This is a genomic window from Bacillus sp. TSO22 (genome assembly GCF_020223595.1).
GTDB classification, from domain to species: Bacteria; Bacillota; Bacilli; order Bacillales; family Bacillaceae; genus Bacillus; species Bacillus inaquosorum.
The window spans coordinates 503,237-526,751 of record NZ_JAHAWO010000009.1; the positions used below are offsets into that span (position 1 = coordinate 503,237).

Genomic DNA, 23,515 nt, shown 5'->3' on the forward strand with positions numbered 1-23,515 from the left:
CCCAAGACATGTTGTTTTGGGTTTTTCACTTTGGCCTCCTTTCTTTCCTTTATAGGATTATATTTGATATGATGAGAAAAAAGCTTGAGGAGGAATGATTCATGGATTCATTTTCACAGAAATTAAATACATATGCACAGCTGGCGGTAGAAGTCGGCGTAAACGTCCAAAAAGGGCAGTATGTAGTCGTAAATGCTTCAACAGATGTACGGGATTTTGTCCGCTTAATTGTGAAACATGCATATGAAAAAGGCGCAAAAAATGTAACGGTGAATTGGCAGGATGACGAAGTCGCCAAATTCAAATATGAACTCGCGCCGTTTGAAGCATTTGAAGAATACCCTGAATGGGAAGCAAAAGGCAGAGAAGAGCTTGCTAAAAAAGGAGCTGCTTTCATCTCTGTCGTGTCGTCAAACCCAGACTTACTAAAAGGTGTAGATTCCAAGCGGATTGCTGCATTCCAAAAAGCTGCTGGCAAAGCATTACATACATACAGACAATATATTCAATCGGACAAAGTCAGCTGGACTGTCGTAGGTGCGGCATCAGCAGGCTGGGCTCAGAAAGTGTTTCCTGGCAAATCAGAAGAGGAAGCGATTCAGCTTCTGTGGGAAGAAATTTTTAAAGCAACGCGCGTAAACGAAGACGACCCGGTACAAGCTTGGATCAAGCATGATCAAAATCTTCATGAAAAAGTTGACCATTTGAACGAGAGACATTATGCTGCTTTACATTATCAAGCAAAGGGAACTGATTTAACCATTAAGCTGCCGAAAAAGCATGTATGGGCAGGCGCGGGCAGCGTAAATGAAAGCGGCCATGAGTTTATGGCCAATATGCCGACAGAGGAAGTATTTACGCTGCCGCAAAAAGATGGAGTCGACGGATTCGTATCGAGCACAAAACCGTTAAGCTACGGCGGAAATATTATCGAAAACTTCACCCTCACTTTTGAAAATGGCCGTATAGTCGACATTAAAGCCGAAAAAGGCGAGGACATTTTAAAAGAACTGGTGGAAACAGATGAGGGTTCTCACTATTTAGGTGAAGTGGCACTTGTTCCTTACGATTCGCCTATATCACAATCAAATATTCTTTTCTATAACACATTGTTTGATGAAAATGCGTCAAATCATTTGGCGATCGGCAGTGCCTATGCCTTTAACATTGAAGGCGGAAAGCAGATGTCTCGTAAGGAGCTTGTCAAAGAAGGCTTAAATGAAAGCATTACACACGTGGACTTTATGGTTGGTTCTCAGGATATGAATATTGACGGAATTACAGCAGACGGTAAAAGAGAGCCTATCTTCAGAAACGGAAATTGGGCTTTTTAGTAAACAAAAGGAGGCTTTCGCCTCCTTTTTATTTTTCTGCTTCATACATTTGCAGATTGGCATAAACCGTTTCTAATATAGGTGCCGCAAGAGATAAACGCTTTGCTTTTTCAAGCAAAAAGCCGTGCAGGTGGTGGCCTTCAGTCGTTTGTCCCTTTTCCATGTCACGCAGCATGGAGGACTTCATATGATAAGACATGCTTAACATCGTCCGGAAGCTCTCTTCCTCAAGACTCGGATCAGCCGGAACGCCGTCTTTTCGCAAAATAGAGCCAATCTCTCCAATAAGAGTTTGAGCCGTGTGACGTCCGCCTTCTGTTTCGAGGATCGGGCCAAGCGGCCTTTGAAATAACGTTGTGATCCCCGATTGCGCCGCAATAAACAGATACTTTTTCCAAATGTCCTTCTCGATATGATCGCTGATGATGACTTCTGCCTTCACGCCTGAAAACGCCTCTTCAAGCGCTGTTATTCGTTCCGTACGCTCACCGTTCCATTCTCCGAATACAAAACGATGCGATGCGCTCGTATGATGAATTTCTCCCTTGTTGTCTAGGGCACTTTCTATAAAACACAAACCGCCCAGCACCTGTTCTTTTGAAAATGCCGCAAACAGCTGCTCGTAGTGTCGGTACCCGTTTAAGAAAGGGATAATGACAGATTCGCGATTGATAAACGGTTTGACATCGTTTATCACTTGACCAAGTGAATATGCTTTAGAAGCGATGATAACGACATCAAACTGCCCTGTTTCTCCAGCACTGATTAATGCGGGCTGAAATGATACACTCCCCTTTTCACTATGGATGACAAGCCCGGTTTCTGTTAACTGCTCAGCTCTCTTTTGGCGTACGAGAAATGTCACATCATTGCCTTTCTCTGCAAGCCGTCCGCCAATATACCCGCCTACTCCTCCTGCTCCGACAACTAAAAATTTCATGTCGTGTCCCCTTTCATATCTATGTAGCAAAAAAAGCAGAGGAATCTCTGCTTTTTTTATCACGCGTATAGTTCAGTCAATTTTTTCTGCACATCAGCATTTTCAAGGAACTCATCATAGCTCATTTGCTTATCGACGATGCCGTTAGGTGTAATTTCTATAATTCTGTTGGCAATGGTCTGTACAAACTGATGGTCATGGGATGTAAACAGCATAGCGCCTTTAAAGCTGATTAAGCCGTTATTGAGCGCTGTAATGGATTCTAAGTCTAAATGGTTGGTCGGCTCATCCAAAATTAAAATATTGGCGCCAGAAAGCATCGCTTTCGAAAGCATACAGCGAACCTTTTCTCCCCCGGATAGTACATTTGCTTTTTTGTGGACTTCTTCGCCGGAGAACAGCATGCGACCTAAGAATCCGCGTAAAAAGCTCTCACTTTGGTCGTGAGGAGAATATTGGCGAAGCCAGTCTACAAGATTCAGATCACTGCCTTCGAAATATTCGCTGTTGTCTTTTGGAAAAAACGCTTGAGATGTTGTAACGCCCCATTTATACGTTCCACTGTCAGCTTCCATTTCCCCAGAAATGATTTTAAACAGCGTAGTAACAGCCAGTTCGTTGCGGCCAGTAAAAGCAATTTTATCTTCTCTATTCATAATGAAGCTGACATTGTCGAGCACTTTTACGCCATCGATTGTTTTCGTTAAGCCTTCCACCCGAAGAACATCATTTCCGATTTCCCGTTCCGGCGTAAAGTTAACGTAAGGATAGCGGCGGGAAGACGGTTTAATATCATCCAGCGTAATTTTTTCGAGAAGTTTCTTTCTTGATGTTGCCTGCTTAGATTTAGACGCATTGGCGCTGAATCTAGCGACAAACTCTTGAAGCTGTTTAATTTGCTCTTCTTTTTTCTTGTTCGCTTCTTGAGAAAGCTTTAACGCCAGCTGGCTTGATTCGTACCAGAAATCATAGTTTCCGACATAGATTTGGATTTTGTTAAAATCAAGGTCAGCGATGTGTGTACACACTTTATTTAAGAAGTGACGATCATGGGATACAACAATAACTGTGTTTTCAAAGTTAATCAGAAACTCTTCCAGCCACTGAATCGCCTGAAGGTCCAAGTGGTTCGTCGGCTCATCAAGCAGCAGAACATCCGGCTTGCCGAATAATGCCTGGGCCAAGAGCACTTTTACTTTCTCTGAACCGCCAAGGTCTTCCATCTTCTTCGTATGAAGATCTTCTGAGATTCCAAGGCCTTTTAGAAGGATCGCAGCTTCACTTTCCGCTTCCCATCCGTTCAGCTCTGCAAATTCACCTTCGAGCTCAGCAGCACGAATTCCATCCTCATCTGAGAAATCAGGCTTCATGTAGATGGCGTCTTTCTCCTGCATGACTTCATACAGGCGTTTGTGACCCATAATGACCACTTTCAGCACTTCATACTCTTCGTACTCAAAATGGTTCTGCTTCAAGACGGCAAGACGCTCGCCAGGACTCATATGAACGTCGCCTGTCTGAGGCTCAATTTCGCCTGATAACACTTTCAGAAACGTTGATTTACCGGCACCATTTGCACCAATTAACCCATAGCAGTTGCCTGGGGTAAATTTAATATTGACATCTTCAAATAACTTGCGATCTGCAAACCGCAAGCTTACATTATTTACAGCAATCATTTATTATCCTCCATCATGTCTATCATCAATAAAAGTATACCATGAATGCAGGGCAAGAGAAATGATTCCCTGATAAAACAGAGAGAAAACACTTATACACTCAAAGCGGCCAGCTATGTTACAATGAAGCAGAGAGATGCATCCGGCTGGAAAATTACACTCTCATGGAGGAACACGTTGAGGCTTTTAACACTTACTGAATACTGCTTATTAATCTTTTTTACGGGCTTTTACCTTGCCGTAACAGGCTTTACCGCCAAAGATATCGGCTTATATATTGGCATAGCCCTTATTTACATATTTTCGCACATTTTCTCTAAGCGACTTTTAGAAAAGCGCGGAAAAGAGAACAAACAGGTTCACCTTTTCTTCAGTGTGCTGGCCATTATCGGTTCAGTGTTCATCACGGTATTATGCATTGCATTAGTCGCTTCTTTTTCAAATTAAAAAACGCCTGCTGTCCAAAGGCCAGCAAGGCGTTTTTATTTTGTTTGACGCATTTCGTTAAACGGGAAAAAGACAAACTTCGATGTACCGACAATCCGGTCTTCCGCAATCAGTCCCAGCCCGTTTCGGCTGTCCATTGAATTCAGCCGGTTATCTCCCATGACAAAATATTTGCCTTTTGGAACCTTAACCGGTCCAAAGTCGCCTGTCAGACTGACACCAAGTTTTTCTGCTTCCTTTTTGTTTTTAGACAAGTAAGGCTCGGCTACTTTTTTTCCGTTTATATAAAGCGTGTCATCCTTCATTTGAACGGTTTCTCCAGGCTTTCCGATCAATCTTTTTACATAATGGATTTTTGACGTCTCACCGTTGATAATGACGATATCTCCGCGCTGCAGTTCGCCGATATAGTTGACTGTTTTATTCACAAACAGCCTTTCTCCATCATGTAATGTGGGATACATAGATGAACCTTCAACTAAATAAGGCTCAAACAAAAAGTGACGGATCAGGAGAGCCAGCAGAACAGCGATGACAATCGCTTTTCCCCATTCCAAGTACGTATTGGTTTTTTTCTTCGCCGTTTTTTCAGTTTTCGTATTTTTTTCCTCGGTCAAAGTGTTTCCTCCTAGACGATTGCTATGTCAGTTGTTTCCCTTCTTTTACTTTATCATAAATGATGATAAAGTACATAACTTAACCGCGCTCCCGCCAGCAGGATAAAGAAAAAGCGTCCTTTCGAATGAAGGACGCTTTTTTTCTTATTTCTCTGTAACAGGTTTTTTTAAGATACCGAGGATAATTGCCATCACGACAGCACCGATCACGATACTTAATAGGTAAAGCAGCGGGTGGTTTGTAATGAAGGCTACGAATACTCCTCCGTGAGGGGCCGGAAGCGTTACACGGAAGAATTCTGTTAATCCGCCGGCAACAGCTGCACCAACGACAGCAGCTGGAATGACGCGAAGCGGATCAGCCGCAGCAAACGGGATCGCTCCCTCTGTTACGAAAGCAGCACCCATGAAGTAGCATGTAATACCTGCTTCACGGTCACGCTGAGAGAACTTGTTTCGGAAAATTGTTGTTGCAAGTGCGATACCAAGCGGAGGAACCATACCGCCGGCCATGATCGCTGCATGAGGCGCATAGTTGCCTGCATCGATCATCGCGATACCGAACGTAAAGGCTGCTTTATTAAGCGGACCACCCATATCGATCGCCATCATACCGCCCAAAATAATACCCATTAATACTAAGTTTCCAGTACCAAGGCTTTCGAGCCAGTTTGTTAAGAAATCCATAAATGCCGCTACCGGTGTATTCACAACGAAACGCATGATAATACCAGTTAAGAAAATTCCAAGCAGCGGATAAATTAATACAGGTTTCAGTCCGTCAAGTGACTGCGGAATAAAGACGAATGCTTTTTTCAAAAGAACAACGATATAACCAGCCAGGAATCCGGCAATTAAACCGCCTAAGAATCCAGCATTTGCTTGAGTTGCCATAAATCCGCCGACCATACCAGGCGCAAAACCAGGACGGTCTGCAATACTCATTGCGATGAATCCGGCAAGAACAGCCACAATTAATCCTAATGCATTGTCACCGCCGATAAACTTAAGAGCTGCAGCAAACGTATTGTAAGTAGGATCATCCGGATTGGATGAATTAATTCCCCAGAAGAATGAAATCGCAACGAGGATACCGCCGCCGACTACGAACGGAAGCATGTTGCTGACACCGCTCATCAAATGCTTATAAAACGCGCTTCCGATGCTGTTGCCAGACTTGCCTCTTGCTTCATCTTCATCGTTTGAAGCTGAAGAAGCACCGCCGCTTCCTTGATAAATCGGCGCATCTTGATTCATCGCTTTTTCGATAAGCTCTTGCGGGCGTCTGATACCTGCTGTAACAGGTACTTGAAGCACGCGCTTGCCTTTAAAGCGCTCCATTTCAACCTGCTTGTCCGCTGCGACAATGATTGCAGGTGCATCTTCAATTTCTTGGGCAGTCAACTTGTGCTTAATACCGCTTGACCCATTTGTTTCGACCTTAATGTCCACACCAAGCTCTTTCGCTTTTTCTTTAAGGGCATCCGCAGCCATGAATGTGTGTGCAATACCTGTCGGACATGCAGTAACCGCTAGGATTTTCCCTTTTCCGGCAGGTGCTGGTGCCGCTTCTTCTTCCTCTTCGTCATCATCTTTATCGTGCTGATTAATAATGTCGATGATGGCATCTTCTGACTCAGCTTCAAGGAGCTGCTTGCGGATTTCTTCACGCATTAGCAGCGTTGAAAGTCTTGACAATGCTTCAAGGTGAGTGTTGTTTGCGCCTTCAGTCGCAGCGATCATGAACACCAAGTGAGCCGGCTGGCCGTCTAATGATTCATAATCGACACCGTCTTTAGAACGTCCGAACGCAATCGCCGGGTTGATAACGCTTGCCGTTTTCGCATGCGGGATAGCGATTCCTTCACCAATACCCGTTGAGCTCTGGCTCTCACGATTTAAAATGGCTTCTTTGTAGGCTTGTCGGTCATTTAACTTTCCAGCCTTATCAAGAACAGTGACCATTTCGTCAATAACATTTTCTTTTTCTTTGCTCTCAATATTAAGCTTTATCGTATGTTTCGTTAAAAGCTCAGTTATTTTCACTTTTGTTTCCTCCTCTATAGACGTGTGACCTTAACTTCAGGAAGAAGCTGCTGGACAAATTCTTCTGTTCCAAGTTCTTCAGAGAACGCGGTAGCGCTGCCTGATGTCACTCCTAAGCGGAATGCTTCTTCAAGCGGCAGCTGTTTGGAAATACCGGCAAGGAACCCTGCAACGACGGAATCTCCCGCTCCGACTGAGTTTACCAATTTCCCCTTAGGCACGTTAGCAAAGTAAACGGCTTCGTTCGTAAACAGAAGCGCTCCGTCTCCGGCCATGGATACGATTACATGTTCAGCGCCTTGTTCTACAAGCTTTTTCCCATAAGGAACAGCTTCTTCAACAGATGTAATTGTCGTGCCGAACATTTCTCCCAGCTCATGATGGTTTGGCTTCATCAAAAAGGGTTTCATTTCTGTCGCTTTTAAAAGCGCCTCGCCTGAGATATCCAGAACAACTCGCGCGTTCTGCTGTTTGCTGGCCTCTGCGATTTTTTCATAAGTATCGTGAGGCAGTGAAGATGGAATGCTTCCTGCAAGGACGACGATATCTCCCTCTTGCAAAGATTGGAACTGTTCTAAAAAGGCTTTGAAATCTTCATCCGAAATTGTCGGTCCTTGCCCGTTAATTTCAGTTTCATCACCAGTTTTCAGCTTTACATTGATACGGGTATCTTCTTTCACTTCAGAAAAAGCTGTTTCCAGGTTTTCTTCCCGCAAAAACGTTTTGATATATTCTCCGGTAAATCCGCCGACAAATCCGAGCGCTTTAGACGGTACATGGTGTCTTTTCAGCAGTCTCGATACGTTGATGCCTTTGCCCCCTGGATACTTTGTATCGTATACGGAACGGTTCAGGCCTCCTACAGTAAAATCTTCAACGTGAACAATATAATCGACAGATGGATTAAGTGTTACAGTGTAAATCATGGTTTCACTACCTTTACGACAGTTTTTTCTTGGTAATTATCGAATGTAAGCTCTTCAGCGTCAGTCGTAATGATTGTTGCGTCGCCTATTCCGGCGAATGCCGAAAATGAAATTTCTCCGAATTTCGAAGGGTCTGCTAAGACGTAAGCGTGTTTTGCCTGTTTGACAGCTTTCTGTTTTAAAAGGGCCTCATCAGGGTCCGGCGTTGTGAATCCAGCCTCTGTATGGACACCGTTTGTCCCCAGAAAACTCTTATCGAATCTGTACTGATCCATGGCAATCAGTGAAGCGCCTCCAATAACCGCGCCCGTTCTGTGCTTTACGTATCCTCCAAGCAGATAAAAAGAAATTTCTTTCCTTATTAATGCTTCGATATGCATCACCCCGTTTGTGACAACGACAATATCTTTGCTTTTATCCATAAAATCAATCATGTGCAAAGTCGTCGTGCCTGCATCAAGATAAATGCAATCCCCTTCTTCTAAAAGTGAAGCCGCTTTTTCAGCAATCTTCAATTTATCGTGAAGGTTTTTGGATGATTTTTCAAGCATATCGGGTTCAAGTCTGATATCGGAAAGCTTGGCGGCTCCCCCATGAACACGCTTTAAAAAACCGCGTTCTTCAAGTGTCGATAAATCTCTTCTGATTGTTGATTCAGAAGCATTTGTCAGATTTATGAGCTCTTGAATTTTTACCACATCATACTTTTCTATTTGATCAATAATCAATTGATGCCGTTCAGGAGTTAGCATGCTTCACCTCCTAATGAAAACGTATTCATTTTGAATACAATTTCATTGTAAACGCTATTTTCAGTTTAGGCAACTAAAATCATTCAAATTCATTCAATAACTATCAAAATCTTTCACGTTTCTCCATATTAACGCATGTCTATAGGGTTTGTAAACTGTAAATTCGACAAAAATAAGGACAATTGTACGACATTTTCTTCTTATTTTAATGAAAAAAGTCTTTTATATTCGTAGTAGAAATCACTAAACATAAAAAAGCCTCATGCATGTTGCATGAGGCTACTCGTAACGCAGAGCTTCAATTGGATCAAGCTTTGCGGCTTTATTTGCAGGAAGCATGCCGAAAATAACACCAATGAGCATACTGAAAAGCACGCCCCCGCATACAACCTGCCAGGATATGAGTGACGGCCAGCCCGCAATGGCAGAAACAAGCGCGGCCCCTCCGTATCCGATTCCAATCCCAATCAGTCCGCCGATAAGCGTCAATACGACTGATTCAATTAAAAACTGAGTCAGAATCTGCCCCCTCGTCGCACCGAGTGATTTTCTGATTCCGATTTCTCGCGTCCGTTCTGTGACTGATACGAGCATAATATTCATAACACCGATTCCGCCGACCAAAAGAGAGATGCCTGCAATTGAGCCGATAATTGTCGTCATAATCGCCGTTACTTTGCCAATTCCGGCAGCAATCTCTTCCATGTTCATCACTTGATAAGAATCCTCTGTGCCATGATTGTCATTTACCAGCTGTGCAGCTTCTTTTCCAGCTGATTTTATGTTGTCTGCTGATTCGACTTGCAATGATACGTTACTGAAATCACTTGTGCCAAAAGAGGATTTCATCATATTAAATGGCACATACATTTCACTTAAACCGAAAGAAAGCAAGCCTGTTTCTTTTTTCAGCACGCCGATAATTTCAACAGGCTGTCCGTTGACCCAGACTACTTCACCGAGAGGGGAGGTTTTATCAAACAGCTCTTCTGCCATCTTTTGAGAGATGACTCCGGCTCTTTTCCCCGCGAGAAAATCATTGTCGGTAAAGGATCTGCCGCTTTCTATTTTTAAAGAATTGACATTCATGTATCCATCGTTTATTCCGTTAATCGTAACATCCGTTTCTTCCTCATGATAACGCACTGTCATACTCTCAGAAGTGGAAGCAACGACTTGTTTGATGCCCTCTATCTCTTTTAAACCTTTAATATCGTTTTCTGTAAACGTAGATTCAATTGCGGCGTTCGGATTGCTTGCAAGCTCCTCATCACTTGGCATGTAGTACAGCTCCACGGTATTTCCCGGACCGCTGATCGACTGTTTCAGCATTTGCTCGCCGCCCTGCCCTACCGCAACGACGACAATGACAGATCCTACACCAATGATAATACCGAGCATCGTTAAGATCGAACGCATTTTATGGGCAAGAACAGAGCTTAGAGCCATTCTGATGTTCTCTAACAGGCTCATTCTCCCACGCTCCTTTGCCCGGAGCTGGCAGGAACAATGTTTCCGTCACGCACCATGACAATCCGATTCGTACAATCTGCAACCTCCGGCTCGTGAGTAACAAGAACGATTGTCGTCCCCTCGGCATTTAATGCTGTAAATTGATCCATAATCGCCGCGCTTGTTTTCGTATCAAGCGCGCCGGTCGGTTCATCAGCTAAAATCAATTTTGGCTCATTCACGATCGCCCTCGCAATCGCCACCCGCTGCTTCTGCCCGCCAGACAGCTCATTGGGCATGTGGAGCATTCGATCAGCTAACCCGACTTTTTCCAACGCTCTCTCAGCCCGCTCTTGACGTTCTTTTTTGCCTATCCCGGAATAAATCATCGGCAGCTCGACGTTTTTTTTGGCATTCAGCCGCGGAAGAAGCTGAAATTGCTGAAATACAAAACCGATGGACCGGTTACGGACTGCCGCCAATTCTTTATCTTTATATGAAGAAATATCTTCGCCGTCTAATTTATACGTACCGGAAGTCGGCCGGTCAAGGCAGCCGATAATATTCATGATCGTCGATTTCCCTGATCCTGACGGCCCCATAATTGAGACATATTCCCCTTGATGGATGTCCAAATGAATAGAATGGAGAACATCAAACGTTTCCCTGCCGATCTGATAGCTTTTTCGCACATTAGAAAGCTGAATCATTTATGCTTTCACTTCCGTTCCATCGGTCACCTGATCAGAAGGATTCAAAATGACTTGATCATCTTGAGAAATTCCTTCTTTAATTTCTGTCAGATCATCTGTTACTTCACCGATTTTGACATCAACTCGTTTTGCTTTTCCGTCTTTTACTGTATACACATAATATTGATCATCTTCTTTTTTAACTGCCTTTGAAGGAAGCGTATTTGCTTTCCGCTTATCTGTTTCAATATTCATGATGAATTTAAAGCCTGGCTTTCCTTCTGGAAGCTTCCCTTTTATTTTCACTTGAAGGGGGTATTGGACTGCTTGTTCTGTTCCTTGTGCCGCAGTGCTTTCCTGCTGATCCGGAACAAGTCCGACAGCGGAAACTGTGCCTTTCCATGTTTTATCCTGGATAACATCTGAAGTGAGTGTGACCTTCTGGCCTTTTTTGACTTTCAGTGTATCGTATTCAGACAATTTCCCTGAGACGACAAGGTCTTTTGGGTTGCCGATATGTATGACAGGCTCTTGAATATCTGATTTTTTGGATGCCGCTTCTTGGTTGACAGAAATAACAGTGCCTTCGATTTCGCTTTTCACTTCAAGATCTGATACCCGACTGGCAAGTGACTGCCGCTGAAGCTCGGTTTGTTTTAATTCGATCTCAGCTGTTTTTTCCTGCATTTGAAGCTCCGTCCGTTCAGATTCAATTTGTTTTTCTGCTTCTTTCTTTCCAACCTGTTTTGCCAGTTCTTTTTCTTTATTGTCTAACGCTTTTATCTTTTCTTGAATTTGGTCAATTTGAAGCTGATTCGATTCAGCCGTTAACTGGTTCTGTTCTTTTTCCAAGCTCAGCTGCTCATTTGTATAGGTGACTAAAGGCGTGTCCTTTTTAACTTTATCGCCTTCCTTCACTTTAATGTCTTCTAATGTCCCTTTATCCGCTTCATAGAACACATACTGTTCATTTGAAAATTTAAGTGTGCCAGGAACCATAACCGTTGACGAGATTTCTTTTTCTTCGAGGCTTCCCGTCTGTATCTTCTGGCCGGCGCTGCCGCTTGTCGGAGCGGCAGACCGGTATATATTAATTCCAACAAAAAGAGCGACTAAAGCGGCGATTCCAATTCCGATCCAAACTTTTTTCATGAGTTTATGCACCCGCCACAGAATTGATTAAACCTGAAAAGAACGAAAATGCGACCAAAATCCCGAAAAGAACAATGACTGAAATCCATCCTGCTTTTTTTGAGATGCCGCCTGTTTTGTGAAGTCCGATTGCTAATAATACATAGCTCCATATGCTGAATATCTCAAAGGTGTTCAACACACTGGCGAGAGCTCCGTCAGACGGGATAATTCCTGCCAATGACGTCATACTGTAAAGAGAGCTCGCATCAGTTGTAAAAGCAACGATTCCATTAATCAATAATCCTAGGCTGCTAATCAAAGAGACAAATAGACCGAGAGAAAGCATTTTTTTGTATGACGTAACCCCGCCTGATATTTTCACACAGAGCCAATAAATAAGAGGGGCAATAAATAACGCTGCGATACCGCCGAAAATAGCGCCTGCCATTCCTCCAAATTTGGTTATGGTTGCGACTGTTTCAATTTGTTCAGCTGATAACCCTTGAGTGTCCCCGCTTTTCAGAAGTTCACTATAATCCGTACCGAGCGATTGCAGCACCGCGCCAACGATGATAATCACTGCAACAATCAAAAGCGGCCCCCATACAACCGGCCTTTCTCTTATTCTTTCAAACTGAACGGCAGGGCTTGTGATCACTCCGAAAAGTGACGGCTTTTCAGTCACCATTCCGCTGTTTTTTTCTACATTTGTTTCCATTTCAAAACCTCCTTGAGAATATCTAACAGATCATACGGGAGAAGTATCAAAAAGTTTCATGTTTTTCTAATAAAATTCGAAAAGCCTGCAGTATAACTGAAGGCTTTTGCTCTTATTCTATCGCTGTACTGTATTGCGCTTTCACAAGCCCGGCATAGATGCCTCCTTTAGCGAGCAGCTGCTCATGGTTTCCTTCTTCCATTTTCCTGCCGTGATCAAGAACAATGATGCGGTCGGCGTCGCGGATCGTGGACAATCTGTGGGCGATCATCACTGCTGTACGCCCTTTCAGCAACGTTTTCAAAGCTTGCTGAATTTTCACCTCCGTCTCTGTATCAATACTTGCCGTTGCTTCGTCGAGGATGATAATAGCCGGATCGGCAAGCAATGCTCTTGCAAAGGAAATGAGCTGGCGCTGTCCGGCAGACAGTACGCTGCCCCTTTCCTCCACCTCTGTTTTGTATCCTTCTGCTAAACCAGATATAAACTCATCCGCTCCGACCGCTTGGGCAGCTTTCATCACCTCTTCTTCTGAAGCACCCGGCCGTCCAAAACGAATATTTTCCATGATGGTCCCGGAGAAAATAAATGTATCTTGCAGCACAATGCTAATCTGAGAGCGCAAACTGGCAAGAGAAAGATCCTGAATCGGAATACCGTCTATTTTAATCGCGCCTCCCGTGGCATCATAAAAACGGCTGATTAAGTTGGCGATCGTCGTTTTCCCGCTTCCCGTATGCCCGACAAGCGCAAGCGTCGAGCCCGCCGGGATAGAGAAGGAAACAGCGTGAAGGGCTTTTCGTTTTTCATCATAGGAAAATTCAACCTCTTCAAAGCTGATCTCTCCATTTATCGTTTTCTTATGAATGGCATCCGGCTTCTCCTTGACATTTGGCTGTTCGTCCAGAAACTCAAAAATCCGCTCTGATGATGCCATCCCCATTAACAGCTGGTTGTAGACCTGGCCCAGTCTCGAAATAGGTTCCCAAAACATGCCCAGATAGAAGGCAAAAGAAACGAAGACGCCAATCGTGATGGTTTCATTCATGATGAGTGTGGCGCCATACCAAATTAAGACAGCTGTTCCAATCGCATTCGTCATTTCTACCAGAGGACGGAACATGGCATTTTTTCTTGTTGCTTCCTGCCAAGATTGATAGTTCTCCTGATTAACGCCGTCAAAATACGCCATGTTTTCTTCTTCCTGCGTAAATGCCTGTGTGACACGGATGCCCTGAATGCTTTCATTCAAATGAGAGTTTAGCTTCGATTGCTTTAGACGCACCGATTGCCACGAGCGGCGTATTTTTTTCCTTAGACTTGTTGAAATAAAAAACATAATCGGCAGTGTCACCATGATGGCGATAGTCAGCTCAGGACTCAGCGTAAACAAAATGATAATAACGCCGGCCAAAAGCAGCAAGTCCGTCAATAAGTTGATGACTCCGCTTGTAAAGAGCTCCTGAAGAGAGTTAATATCATTCATAACCCTGACCAAGATCGACCCGGCCGACCGCTGATCAAAAAATCGGTGGGATAAGCGCTGCACATGGGTAAATAAATGCTGCCGCAAATCGTATATCACATGCTGGCCAAGCTGATTCATCCACCTGATTCTTAACACATTGGCGGCATAATTGAGGACATATAAACCGCTAATGATGAAAATGAGCTGGATCAGCAGCCCCGAGTTTCTCGCTGTAATGGCTTGATCGAGAACATAAACGCCGATCAGAATAGGAATCACAAGCTTTACAGCAGTCCCAATCAATACGGTGAGAAAGGAAAGCGGCAAAATTGTTTTTCGATATGGTTTGACATAGCTCAGCAGCCGCCACATTTGAGCCCAGTTAAACGGCTTTTCAATGATTTCATCTGAAGAATAATAGAAACGCTCCAAAATCCCCTGTTTTTTTGCTTGTTTCATATGGCCCTCCCTATCCGACCTGATGCGGCTCATTGATCAATTTGACATCACGGTATTGCAAATCGTAAATCTTTTTATAATAGCCGCCTTTTTCAAGAAGCTCTTGATGTGTTCCCCTTTCACAAATGCGCCCCTTATCAAAAACGAGAATTTCATCGGCGTGTTTCAGTGAAGAAATGCGGTGAGCGATGATAAAGGTTGTGCGGTTTTTCATGACTTCTTTTAAGGCAAGCTGTATGCTGTGCTCCGTTTGCATATCTACTGCACTTGTGGCGTCGTCCAATATTAAAATGCTCGGGTTCAAGCAAATGGCTCTCGCAATGGCAATACGCTGTTTCTGTCCGCCGGAAAGCCCCATTCCCCTCTCTCCCAGCATGGTGTCATATCCGTCAGGAAGCTCCATAATAAAGTCGTGAGCCTGCGCCCTTTTTGCGGCTTCGATGATGTCTTCCATTGAGGCATCCGGCCTCCCGTACGAAATGTTTGCTCGAATCGTAGATGAAAACAGAAAAGATTCTTGAAGTACGACCCCGATATTGGAGCGAAGGGTTTTTAATGAATAATCTGTGAGGGGCTTGTGATCAATGGTAATCATTCCGCCAACAGGGCTGTAAAATCTGGTGAGGAGCTGTGTAACTGAGCTTTTGCCTGAACCTGTCGGGCCCAATAGGCCGATTACCTTCCCGCTGTTTGCCTCAAAGCTTACATTGCGCAGCGCGTTTGTTTGTTCTTTTCCGTATGCAAGAGAAACATTTTCGAAATGGACATTGCCGGTTAATTTTTGTTTATGCGAAACATGAGCATGGTCTGTGATGTCTTCTTCTTTTTCCAGAATTTCCAGCAGGCGTTCACCTGACGCTTTTGCTTGAGAGAACATATTGATTACAAAACCTAAGTTCATAATCGGCCACATCATATAATTCACGAGGCTGAAAAAAGCGACAAGCTCGCCGGGATTAAGCTGATTTTGCATGACCAAGTAGCCGCCATATGAGAGGAGAGCTACAATACAAATATTACCGATGAACTCCATTAAAGGGAAATACGCAGACCAAATGGATGATGTTTGTAAATACTGTGCCCTGTATTCCGCATTAGCCTTATTAAAAGTGCTGATCTGAAAATCTTCTCTGGAAAGAGATTTCACCGTATTGATGCCGCTGATATTTTCCTGAACTTTTGTATTGAGTGTTGCAAACGATTTGCGGATGCCTCTAAAGGCCGGATGGACCCTTTTGTCAAACTGATATACAGCAACAGCGAGAAATGGCAGAACAGCTATTGTTACAAGCGTAAGTGGAACAGAATAGTAAAACATGACCGACAGGCTGATGGCGACCAACAGGACGAATCGAATGAGCTCAGCGAGACCGTATGATAAGAAAAAACGAAGCCCTTCAACATCAGCTGTCAGCCTGGACATCAAATCACCTGTTTTCGCGTTATCATAATAAGAAAAAGAAAGCCGCTGCAGTTTTTCATAGAGGCCATTTCTCAGCCGATAAACGGATTTGATCCCGAACATATCACCTAAATATTGGTGAAAAAAAGTGGCGGTTCCTTTCAGGGCCATTACCGCAATAAATCCTAAACTGACCCATGCTGCAAGCTGATACTGTCTCCCCAGCACGATTTCATCAATCGTAATTTGCAGGATAATCGGATAAACGACAGTAATCGCAGTCATCAAAAGCATGGCGAGAAGCGACCACATAAACACCTTTCTGTACGGCCAATAAAACATTTTTAATCTTTTAAATGTCTCCATATCCAGCACCTTTCTCGTTTATATCTTCTTTACTATATCGATACCCGAAATAAATTTCTATTGTTTTTCAAAAATTCAGTCTAATGTTGGAGTGAGTCTCTTACTTTATAGGGAGTCCCTTATGTAAAATAAACGCTTACAGAAAATCATTGTATGCTGGGAGTACTTGGGGATATGCGAATGAAGCACAAAAAAACCGGACGGCTGAGTGCCGTCCGGTTTTCATCCTCCGCTGACCGGCGGAATGATGGCTACCGTGTCACCTGAAGATACAGAAGTATTTTCCTTTACATAGCTTTCGTTAACAGCAATCATAGCTGTATCAATGGATGCAAGGCCGTATTGTTCTTTTAGATTCGCTTTTATTTCGTCTGTAGTTGCTTGTTCCATATCTATTTCCAATGCTTGTTTGCCAGCCTGTTCAGCAAGCCCTGCAAATAAAAGAATTTTAATCATGCTGCTCTCCCCCGCTTAGATCTGGTTTTCCGTTCGGATAAGCTGTTGTTTCAAGCTGATCGCCGATCCATTGCTCACCGTCTTCCCAAATTTCTTTTTTCCAAATCGGCACAATCTGTTTAATTCGTTCGATCGCATACTCATTGGCTTCATAAGCAGCTTTTCGATGGGGAGATGATACAGCGATCACTACCGCTGCTTCACCGATATCCAGCACACCTATACGGTGCGTGATCGCAGCTGAAGCACCTTCCCATTTTTCTTCGATTTCAGCGCCGATTTGAGCCAGCATTTGTACGGCCATCGGTTCATATGCCTCATATTCCAGCCGAACCGTTCTTTTTCCGTTTGTCCATTCCCGAACCGTGCCAATAAATGTCGTAATTGCCCCTGCTTCCCGTTTCTCCACTTTTTTGATAATGTCTTCAGTAATAATGGGTGTTTTCGTGATCTCAAACCGTTCCATTATGCAGATTCCCCCTTCAGCTGTGAAAGCACAAAATCCACGGCAACCGGATCATCCGCATGAAAAACGGGTAATCCCTGATGCTCTATCATATGCTCTTTTTTTCTATAGATGATGGCGATTGTATTTACTGCCTGCAGCGCTTCTAGATCTTCCTCTTTGCTTAGTATAACCACTTTAGGATAAGGGGCTTTTTTAAAGCCTTCAATCAGAAGGCAGTCTGTTTCTAGAAACCGATATAACTCAATCAGCCGCGGCAAATCCCAATTGCGGCGAGCGGTCAGCTGTAACACACCAGCACCTTCTACTGCTGTCACATCAGCACCTGCCGCTCGATAACGGTCAGTGTCTTTTCCTTCAGTGAACGTTTGCGGTTCACCGCCGTGACCGTGGTGCTTCAGGCAGCCTAAATTGAGCCCCTGTTCAAAGGCTTTTTCAAGGATGCGCTCGATAAACGTTGTTTTCCCGCTGTTTTGAAATCCTACAACTTGGACGATCGGGAAAGGACGGACCAAGGCCATTCACTTCCATTCTCTTCTCTGATGAGCAGCACTTGAACCGTTCTGCCTGATTCATATCCTCTCGTGCCGCCCGGCAGGATAATAAACGCATTTGCTTCTGCAAGTGACGTGACGGAGCTGGACTTATCTAATCCGACGGGTTCCGCCAACAGCTTTCCTTCCTGATGATATACGAAAGCACGAACAAATCGGGTAAAGGGGTTCGGCTTTGGAAAATCCTTAGTCAAAACAGCTTCCGCACAAATCGAATGAGGTTTTTCATTGAGAAGCCATGTCTGGATCATCGGTTTGACAAACAGTTCAAAGCCGACATAGCATGCCGACGGATTACCCGACAGGCCAAACAGCAGCATATCGTTTGCATGCGCCACCGTCGTCACGCTGCCCGGTCGCATGGCAACTTTATTAAAGAGCACGTCCGCTCCGAGTTTTTCATAGATCGCAGGCAAAAAGTCAAAATCACCAACCGACACACCGCCAGTTGTAATCAGAAAATCAACCTTTTTCATCGCTTCTTTGACCGCGGCAAAGCTTTTATCCAGATCATCAGAAATTTTCCCTAAATAAAGCGGTGATGCGCCTGCTTCTATTACTTGCGCATACACCATACTGGCATTGCTGTTGCGGATTTTCCCCGGCTCCAGCGGATCACTGACATTCAGCAATTCGGTACCGGTTGCGATAATCCCGACAACAGGCTTTCTCACGACAGGCACAGATGCGTATCCGAACGTTGCCAAAAGCGCAGTCACTCCTGGTGTCACTCGGGTACCCTTTCTCAATAAAACACTCCCTTTTTGAGCGTCTTCACCTGTTTTTGAAATATTATCCCCTGGCTGAAAACGGCGTTTTAAAGACATAAACGCCTTCCCATTCTCCTCAAAGGGTTGAGTCAGCTCAATCATGACGACAGCATCAGCCCCTTCAGGGATTTGCGCGCCAGTCATAATCCGCACGGCCTCAAACGGGCCAAGTTCTTTTTCAGATACAGCCCCCGCTCCGATATGGTCAATGACTTCAAACCTAACCGGGTTCTCACGTGAAGCTTCAGCCGTATCGCACGCTCTGACGGCAAAACCGTCGTATGGTGAACGGTCAAATGCGGGTACGTGGTGATCTGCTGTTACGTCTTCAGCTAAAAATCGATGAAGGCTGTCTTCAAGCGCCACCCATTCTGTTTCCCCTTGTTTTTGAAAATGGCAGACACGCCGAACTGCCTCGTCTACCGGTATCGGTGTTCTTTTCTCCAGCATTCTGACCCCTCCTGTTGTTACAATCCAATTACTCTTGCCAACACGGAATTGGCTTCTTTCACATCATTTGTTCCATGCACCAGTGCACGTCCGTCATTGAATATGACAATTCTGAAATCCTCGTAAAAAATATGCAGCAAAAACGCATTGGCCTCGACCTTGCCAATTGTTTTCAGCCGCTTGATGAGCTCCTGTTTCGGAATTCTTTTTAATGACTCCGACCTTATCTGAACTGTATCACGGCCGCACAGTACAGCGGCTTTTGGTGTGTTCCAGTCTTGGAGATAAGGATAAACCGCATGTGTTCCGCAAGACGGGCAATCCTCACGGCGTACATGATTAACGTTAATCTTCATATGCGAGTTGTTCCAGACATCGAATGTCACAAAACCTCGCTGTACCGCGTCTGTTTGGCCTGTTAACAGCTTTAATGCCTCAGCCTGCTGATAGGCAGACACGATATGCACAGCTGGCGGAATGATGCCAGCCGTATCACACGTCGCCCCGCCGACAGGAATTTGCTCAAACAAACAAGACAGACAAGGGGTTTCTCCCGGAATAATCGTCATGAACATCCCTTGGCTGCTTACACAAGCGCCATAGACCCACGGTGTCTTTGTTTTCTGGGCAAGATCGTTTATCAGCATGCGGGTTTCAAAATTATCTGTCGCGTCGATCACGACATCTGCTTTTTCAATCAGCGGCTCAAGCGTTTCGGCCGTTCCTTCGGCAACATGGGCCTCAATATGTATTCCGCTGTTAATCACTGATAGATGCTCCTTGGCAGCCATGGCTTTCGGCATGCGGAGCTTGGCATCGCTTTCTGTATAAAGCTGCTGCCTCTGCAGATTGCTCCACTCCACATAGTCACGGTCAATAATGGTAATGGTGCCGACTCCCGCTCTCGCAAGCCCTTCAGCTCCTGCAGTGCCAAGCGCCCCCGCTCCGACAACCAGGACATGGCTGTCTCCCAGTCTTTTCTGGCCCTTTTCCCCTATTTGTTTAAATCTGATTTGCCGTGAATAACGCTCCTCCATCAAACCTGTTCTCCTTATCTTTTATGTCATCTTAACATGTTTTTGCCCCATCAGTCCCACCTGAAGGAATCCGTTTTTTCTTCCAAACAGTTAAAATCCTCACGTGTATTAATGTTGATAAACTCAGCCGGATTTGCCCCAATTTCTTCAGCGTGTACGTAACAAACCGAAATTCGATCTAACAAATCTGAAATTCTTAATCTCTTCTCAGAAAGCTGATCATATAGAATGGGCATGATTCTTTTATGGTACATTGCAATCAATGGCTGCTCCCGTCCGTCTGAAATCGGGACAACCGCGTCTGTACCGGCAGTCATCAAACGCTCGAGCTCCAGCATCGTCCTTCTTTGTATCAGCGGCGTGTCACAGGAAAGAACGGTATAAAGATCACCGTTTGTCTTTTTAAAAGCGGTATATATACCAGCCAATGGCCCCATGCCTTGAAAAGGCTCAGCATCTTGATACACTTCATTTTCACCGTTTTCTTGAAATCTATCAATAAACTCAGGACGGCTGATGATAACCGTATGTTCTCCAAGCGCCCTTTTGGCCCATTCGTAAAACATCCTGCCCCTCCATTTCACAAACGCCTTCGGTTCTCCGAAGCGCCGTGAGGCTCCCCCTGCCAGCAGTACGTTTATATGCTCCATGTCATCTCACCTCTAGTTCGTTAAAAGCATAGCAAAAGCAAAGCCCCGACGCCACTGCTTGTCTGTTTATTAAAGAGGAATAGCTGTTCAGTATTTGCATATTGTAGTGTTAACATCATGAGGGAGATGGTTCGAATGAAAAGATCAGGTCCTTTTTTCCACGACGTGTCTCAGGAGAACCTTTACTTAAAATCAGAGCTTTCAAGGTGCCATAAGCTGATTGCCGAACTTGAAGCAAGCTACTTCCATCAGAAAAATAACAAACTGCTCAAAGAAAATAACGATATGAAAGAAAAACTTCAGCAGCTGTCTGCCGAATTAACACAAATGTCAACGAAAGAACAACACGCCTCCCATACCAGCCATACCCTGCACCAAATAAGAGCTGAACTGCTTGATAAAATCGTTGCTTTGCAGGAGCTACTTTCTGCTGAAACCTACAAACGCAAAGCCGAAATCCAAGAAAAACATAAACTTCATATCGCTAAAATTAAAATTGAAGAAGAAAATAAACATCTGCATCAACGGATCAGCCATCTTCAGGCCTCTATTGAGCAGAAACAGAACGCACTGCTTCAAGCAAAACAGCAAACCGAAATGATAAAAGCCGAAAACGGCCGTCTAAAAGAGCAAATGGTAGAAAAAGAATATCAGCTAAAACATATCAAAATAGAAGTTGATCATATGAAAGACCGAATCATAGAAACGAAAGAAAGGCTGCTCGAAATAGAAAAAACGAAAGAAAAATTATTTCACGAAACTATTATATCGTATAAACGGCAGCTTGATGAAAGTGATGCCTGGATTGCTTCTCATTTTGCCGATATTGATGGCGGCACGAAACAAACAGAAAAAACGGAAGAAGAAGCTCCAGCGGTCTACGCGCAGCCAAATCATGTAGAAACCATACTTGAAGATGTCACCAAACAGATACATGCACTTCAAAAACAGCTCGTTCGCGCCCAATCATCAGACCAGTCCATGACTCATACAATCGAAGAGCTGAAAAACAGAGCCGCTGAGGAAAAACCTTATCAAAAGTGGGTATATAAGCTCAATCTTGAAAAAGAAAACAAACCTTCACAGAAAAAAACTCAATAAAAAACTGCTTGAGCACTACGCCAAGCAGTTTTTCTGTATGTTTATTCATTTGCTGATTCTGCAGATTCAGCTGATTCGATTTCACCTTCTAAAATGTACTGGCCGCGATACGGTTTTTTCACTTCCGGGTACATTTTAATTAAGCTTTGCATAAACGTTGTCATATTAGGGATTTCAAGACCGCTTTCTTTTTCAATCTCTTTTTGAAGCTCGGAGCTCTTAATCGCCGCGTTGTGGCGTTTTAATGTTTTAATGGCAGCTTCACGCAGCTTAGCTGCTTTCGATCCCGGTCTTGCCGTTCCTCTTCTTCTTCGTGTTGTTCCGTCAGGTATACCGGCAGGAAGAGAGGAAATAGATTGAAGCTGAGGCTGTACAGACTGCTGTTGTGATTGCGGCTGATAGCTTCTGATTTCCTGAGCCGCAAGCTCAGCAAGAACCGGCAGAGAGTCAGTTTTTCGTTCAGAACGGAAATCCTTTTTGACTTCGGAAGGGCTTCCATTTCTGTCCAGCTCTCTTAATTTTGCGTATATTTTATCACGTTCGATTTGATATTCACGAATGACTTTCACTTCAGCTTCATTTAATTGTTCTAATCGTAAGCGCAAAGCTTCTCTTTCATTAAACATTCCTCAATGTACCCCCTATCAAAATTAACATCTTTAATTAAGATATTAGATTACAAAAGTAATTTTATCAACTATTATTTTAGCATTTTACTATTATATTTACTCTATGAAAAATTCCTTATTTTCTGAAAATGTTTTATTTTTCAAAAGAGTCCTTTATTCACAAGGGATCGAGGGTCTTTCAAATTCAATTGGTATAATGTTGAAAATATATATTTTACTTACTTCTTTAATGAAATTTAGTGTAATATCTACAATTTTCGAGTTATGGGATATGAAATTTATCTAAAATTGAGGAAAAACATAAAAAATTAGCAGTTTTTTTAGCGTATCAATCAAACAAATCACCATTTCTTATGCCCAAATTTGGAAAAATAAGCTTCTTACACTTCTCCGATTACTTTCTTGCACAAATAAAAAAACCTGAAGAGATCAGGTTTTTATGAAGAACTATTCAGATGCCTGTTCTGTTTCAGCTAGAACGCGATTCACACGTTTTTCAAGCATTTTCATGCCGCTCCCTCCGGCTTGGAAGTGACGGAGCTGTCCTGTTTGATCAAACACATAGTATGCAGGCACATATTCATTTTCAAATGCATCGGTTAAAGCATGATCACTGTCGACAAAAATCGGCTGAGTAATGTCGTGTTCAGCAGCTACATCTTTAATTTTTTCGAGATCAAGGTCATCTTCGGAACGAGGCATATGCACAGCTACAACGTTCAGTTTATCTTGATATTTATCACGAAAATCATTCACTTGCGGCATCACTTCTTTGCACAGATGACAGCTGATGGACCAGAAATGAATAAGCGTCGGCTTTTCCCCGATCAATTGCTCTCTCGTTACTTCACCATTGAACCAAGCTTTTTCCCCTGTTAATTCAGGCATTGGCTGACGTAATTTCATTGCTTTTCCCTCCTATTAAACAGAAAGGCCTAACGAATATGTTAGACCCTTTTTCGTTCTTAGA

Annotated in this window: 23 protein-coding genes; 3 read left to right on the forward strand and 20 right to left on the reverse strand. The window is 43.8% G+C overall.

What is annotated here, in order from left to right:
* Positions 1 to 101 precede the first annotated feature (101 nt).
* Positions 102 to 1,334, forward strand: coding sequence for an aminopeptidase (locus KHQ79_RS11050; protein ID WP_225515143.1), 1,233 nt, complete (start codon positions 102 to 104; stop codon positions 1,332 to 1,334).
* 28 nt (positions 1,335 to 1,362) lie between these two features.
* Here KHQ79_RS11050 and KHQ79_RS11055 read toward each other — a convergent pair whose 3' ends face one another.
* Together KHQ79_RS11055 and KHQ79_RS11060 are read right to left on the reverse strand one after the other, a co-directional pair.
* The gene (locus KHQ79_RS11055; protein ID WP_225515145.1) at positions 1,363 to 2,274 is read right to left on the reverse strand and encodes a ketopantoate reductase family protein; all 912 of its coding nucleotides are present in this window, start codon (positions 2,272 to 2,274) and stop codon (positions 1,363 to 1,365) included.
* Between the two features lie 59 nt (positions 2,275 to 2,333).
* Positions 2,334 to 3,953 carry an ABC-F family ATP-binding cassette domain-containing protein gene (locus tag KHQ79_RS11060; RefSeq protein ID WP_003238870.1) on the reverse strand — a complete coding sequence of 540 codons (1,620 nt, stop codon included), beginning with the start codon at positions 3,951 to 3,953 and terminating at the stop codon, positions 2,334 to 2,336.
* A gap of 177 nt (positions 3,954 to 4,130) precedes the next feature.
* On the opposite strand from KHQ79_RS11060, the gene KHQ79_RS11065 reads away from it, so the two are divergent.
* On the forward strand, positions 4,131 to 4,400 hold the full coding sequence (locus KHQ79_RS11065; RefSeq protein WP_003222329.1) for a hypothetical protein: 270 nt from the start codon (positions 4,131 to 4,133) through the stop codon (positions 4,398 to 4,400).
* A gap of 35 nt (positions 4,401 to 4,435) precedes the next feature.
* On the opposite strand, the gene sipT is transcribed toward KHQ79_RS11065, so the two are convergent.
* From sipT to KHQ79_RS11145, 16 genes are all read right to left on the reverse strand, one after another.
* The gene (gene sipT / locus KHQ79_RS11070; RefSeq protein ID WP_003238872.1) at positions 4,436 to 5,017 is read right to left on the reverse strand and encodes a signal peptidase I sipT; all 582 of its coding nucleotides are present in this window, start codon (positions 5,015 to 5,017) and stop codon (positions 4,436 to 4,438) included.
* A gap of 144 nt (positions 5,018 to 5,161) precedes the next feature.
* A complete protein-coding gene (locus KHQ79_RS11075) occupies positions 5,162 to 7,063 on the reverse strand; it encodes a PTS fructose transporter subunit IIABC (RefSeq protein ID WP_225515147.1) in 1,902 nt (633 codons plus the stop codon).
* Between the two features lie 14 nt (positions 7,064 to 7,077).
* Positions 7,078 to 7,989 carry a 1-phosphofructokinase gene (gene pfkB / locus KHQ79_RS11080; protein ID WP_003238876.1) on the reverse strand — a complete coding sequence of 304 codons (912 nt, stop codon included), beginning with the start codon at positions 7,987 to 7,989 and terminating at the stop codon, positions 7,078 to 7,080.
* On the reverse strand, positions 7,986 to 8,741 hold the full coding sequence (locus tag KHQ79_RS11085; RefSeq protein WP_003218720.1) for a DeoR/GlpR family DNA-binding transcription regulator: 756 nt from the start codon (positions 8,739 to 8,741) through the stop codon (positions 7,986 to 7,988). The genes pfkB and KHQ79_RS11085 overlap by 4 nt, the downstream gene beginning before the upstream one ends.
* 279 nt (positions 8,742 to 9,020) lie before the next feature.
* A complete protein-coding gene (gene skiZ, locus KHQ79_RS11090; protein WP_060398534.1) occupies positions 9,021 to 10,214 on the reverse strand; it encodes a sporulation-delaying-protein transporter subunit SkiZ in 1,194 nt (397 codons plus the stop codon).
* A complete protein-coding gene (yknY, locus tag KHQ79_RS11095; RefSeq protein ID WP_187953228.1) occupies positions 10,211 to 10,903 on the reverse strand; it encodes an ABC transporter ATP-binding protein YknY in 693 nt (230 codons plus the stop codon). The genes skiZ and yknY overlap by 4 nt, the downstream gene beginning before the upstream one ends.
* Positions 10,904 to 12,037: an efflux RND transporter periplasmic adaptor subunit gene (locus tag KHQ79_RS11100; protein WP_225515149.1), complete on the reverse strand. Its 1,134-nt coding sequence runs from the start codon at positions 12,035 to 12,037 to the stop codon at positions 10,904 to 10,906.
* A 4-nt stretch (positions 12,038 to 12,041) separates the two neighbouring features.
* The gene (gene yknW, locus KHQ79_RS11105; RefSeq protein ID WP_119913792.1) at positions 12,042 to 12,737 is read right to left on the reverse strand and encodes a YknW family membrane protein; all 696 of its coding nucleotides are present in this window, start codon (positions 12,735 to 12,737) and stop codon (positions 12,042 to 12,044) included.
* Between the two features lie 112 nt (positions 12,738 to 12,849).
* Positions 12,850 to 14,664 (reverse strand): ABC transporter ATP-binding protein, encoded by a 1,815-nt coding sequence (locus tag KHQ79_RS11110; RefSeq protein ID WP_225515151.1) that lies wholly within the window; start codon positions 14,662 to 14,664, stop codon positions 12,850 to 12,852.
* A 10-nt stretch (positions 14,665 to 14,674) separates the two neighbouring features.
* Complete coding sequence (locus KHQ79_RS11115) at positions 14,675 to 16,432, reverse strand: ABC transporter ATP-binding protein (RefSeq protein ID WP_225515153.1); 1,758 nt, start codon at positions 16,430 to 16,432, stop codon at positions 14,675 to 14,677.
* 222 nt (positions 16,433 to 16,654) lie between these two features.
* Positions 16,655 to 16,888, reverse strand: a complete 234-nt coding sequence (moaD, locus tag KHQ79_RS11120) for a molybdopterin converting factor subunit 1 (protein WP_003238889.1) — start codon at positions 16,886 to 16,888, stop codon at positions 16,655 to 16,657.
* On the reverse strand, positions 16,881 to 17,354 hold the full coding sequence (locus KHQ79_RS11125) for a molybdenum cofactor biosynthesis protein MoaE (RefSeq protein ID WP_003238892.1): 474 nt from the start codon (positions 17,352 to 17,354) through the stop codon (positions 16,881 to 16,883). Before KHQ79_RS11125 ends, moaD begins: the two co-directional genes overlap by 8 nt.
* Positions 17,354 to 17,875, reverse strand: coding sequence for a molybdopterin-guanine dinucleotide biosynthesis protein B (gene mobB, locus KHQ79_RS11130; protein WP_225515155.1), 522 nt, complete (start codon positions 17,873 to 17,875; stop codon positions 17,354 to 17,356). The genes KHQ79_RS11125 and mobB overlap by 1 nt, the downstream gene beginning before the upstream one ends.
* Positions 17,836 to 19,128 (reverse strand): molybdopterin molybdotransferase MoeA, encoded by a 1,293-nt coding sequence (locus KHQ79_RS11135; RefSeq protein ID WP_225515157.1) that lies wholly within the window; start codon positions 19,126 to 19,128, stop codon positions 17,836 to 17,838. Before KHQ79_RS11135 ends, mobB begins: the two co-directional genes overlap by 40 nt.
* 17 nt (positions 19,129 to 19,145) lie before the next feature.
* Positions 19,146 to 20,165: a molybdopterin-synthase adenylyltransferase MoeB gene (locus tag KHQ79_RS11140; RefSeq protein ID WP_225515159.1), complete on the reverse strand. Its 1,020-nt coding sequence runs from the start codon at positions 20,163 to 20,165 to the stop codon at positions 19,146 to 19,148.
* 50 nt (positions 20,166 to 20,215) lie between these two features.
* Complete coding sequence (locus KHQ79_RS11145; RefSeq protein WP_119913785.1) at positions 20,216 to 20,815, reverse strand: molybdenum cofactor guanylyltransferase; 600 nt, start codon at positions 20,813 to 20,815, stop codon at positions 20,216 to 20,218.
* 135 nt (positions 20,816 to 20,950) lie between these two features.
* On the opposite strand from KHQ79_RS11145, the gene KHQ79_RS11150 reads away from it, so the two are divergent.
* Positions 20,951 to 21,916 carry a coiled-coil domain-containing protein gene (locus tag KHQ79_RS11150; RefSeq protein ID WP_225515160.1) on the forward strand — a complete coding sequence of 322 codons (966 nt, stop codon included), beginning with the start codon at positions 20,951 to 20,953 and terminating at the stop codon, positions 21,914 to 21,916.
* 41 nt (positions 21,917 to 21,957) lie between these two features.
* Here the strand turns inward: KHQ79_RS11150 and rok are convergent, their stop codons facing one another.
* Together rok and KHQ79_RS11160 are read right to left on the reverse strand one after the other, a co-directional pair.
* Positions 21,958 to 22,542 carry a transcriptional regulator Rok gene (gene rok, locus KHQ79_RS11155; protein ID WP_003238902.1) on the reverse strand — a complete coding sequence of 195 codons (585 nt, stop codon included), beginning with the start codon at positions 22,540 to 22,542 and terminating at the stop codon, positions 21,958 to 21,960.
* A gap of 450 nt (positions 22,543 to 22,992) precedes the next feature.
* A complete protein-coding gene (locus KHQ79_RS11160; protein WP_003238903.1) occupies positions 22,993 to 23,451 on the reverse strand; it encodes a TlpA disulfide reductase family protein in 459 nt (152 codons plus the stop codon).
* Positions 23,452 to 23,515: the final 64 nt, after the last annotated feature.

Coding starts and splice junctions, on each gene's coding strand:
- KHQ79_RS11050 (WP_225515143.1), top strand. CDS start 102: ATGGATTCATTTTCACAGAAATTAAATACATATGCACAGCTGGCGGTA.
- KHQ79_RS11055 (WP_225515145.1), bottom strand. CDS start 2,274: ATGAAATTTTTAGTTGTCGGAGCAGGAGGAGTAGGCGGGTATATTGGC.
- KHQ79_RS11060 (WP_003238870.1), bottom strand. CDS start 3,953: ATGATTGCTGTAAATAATGTAAGCTTGCGGTTTGCAGATCGCAAGTTA.
- pfkB (WP_003238876.1), bottom strand. CDS start 7,989: ATGATTTACACTGTAACACTTAATCCATCTGTCGATTATATTGTTCAC.
- KHQ79_RS11085 (WP_003218720.1), bottom strand. CDS start 8,741: ATGCTAACTCCTGAACGGCATCAATTGATTATTGATCAAATAGAAAAG.
- skiZ (WP_060398534.1), bottom strand. CDS start 10,214: ATGAGCCTGTTAGAGAACATCAGAATGGCTCTAAGCTCTGTTCTTGCC.
- yknY (WP_187953228.1), bottom strand. CDS start 10,903: ATGATTCAGCTTTCTAATGTGCGAAAAAGCTATCAGATCGGCAGGGAA.
- KHQ79_RS11100 (WP_225515149.1), bottom strand. CDS start 12,037: ATGAAAAAAGTTTGGATCGGAATTGGAATCGCCGCTTTAGTCGCTCTT.
- yknW (WP_119913792.1), bottom strand. CDS start 12,737: ATGGAAACAAATGTAGAAAAAAACAGCGGAATGGTGACTGAAAAGCCG.
- KHQ79_RS11110 (WP_225515151.1), bottom strand. CDS start 14,664: ATGAAACAAGCAAAAAAACAGGGGATTTTGGAGCGTTTCTATTATTCT.
- KHQ79_RS11115 (WP_225515153.1), bottom strand. CDS start 16,432: ATGGAGACATTTAAAAGATTAAAAATGTTTTATTGGCCGTACAGAAAG.
- moaD (WP_003238889.1), bottom strand. CDS start 16,888: ATGATTAAAATTCTTTTATTTGCAGGGCTTGCTGAACAGGCTGGCAAA.
- KHQ79_RS11125 (WP_003238892.1), bottom strand. CDS start 17,354: ATGGAACGGTTTGAGATCACGAAAACACCCATTATTACTGAAGACATT.
- mobB (WP_225515155.1), bottom strand. CDS start 17,875: ATGGCCTTGGTCCGTCCTTTCCCGATCGTCCAAGTTGTAGGATTTCAA.
- KHQ79_RS11135 (WP_225515157.1), bottom strand. CDS start 19,128: ATGCTGGAGAAAAGAACACCGATACCGGTAGACGAGGCAGTTCGGCGT.
- KHQ79_RS11140 (WP_225515159.1), bottom strand. CDS start 20,165: ATGGAGGAGCGTTATTCACGGCAAATCAGATTTAAACAAATAGGGGAA.
- KHQ79_RS11145 (WP_119913785.1), bottom strand. CDS start 20,815: ATGGAGCATATAAACGTACTGCTGGCAGGGGGAGCCTCACGGCGCTTC.
- KHQ79_RS11150 (WP_225515160.1), top strand. CDS start 20,951: ATGAAAAGATCAGGTCCTTTTTTCCACGACGTGTCTCAGGAGAACCTT.
- rok (WP_003238902.1), bottom strand. CDS start 22,542: ATGTTTAATGAAAGAGAAGCTTTGCGCTTACGATTAGAACAATTAAAT.
- KHQ79_RS11160 (WP_003238903.1), bottom strand. CDS start 23,451: ATGAAATTACGTCAGCCAATGCCTGAATTAACAGGGGAAAAAGCTTGG.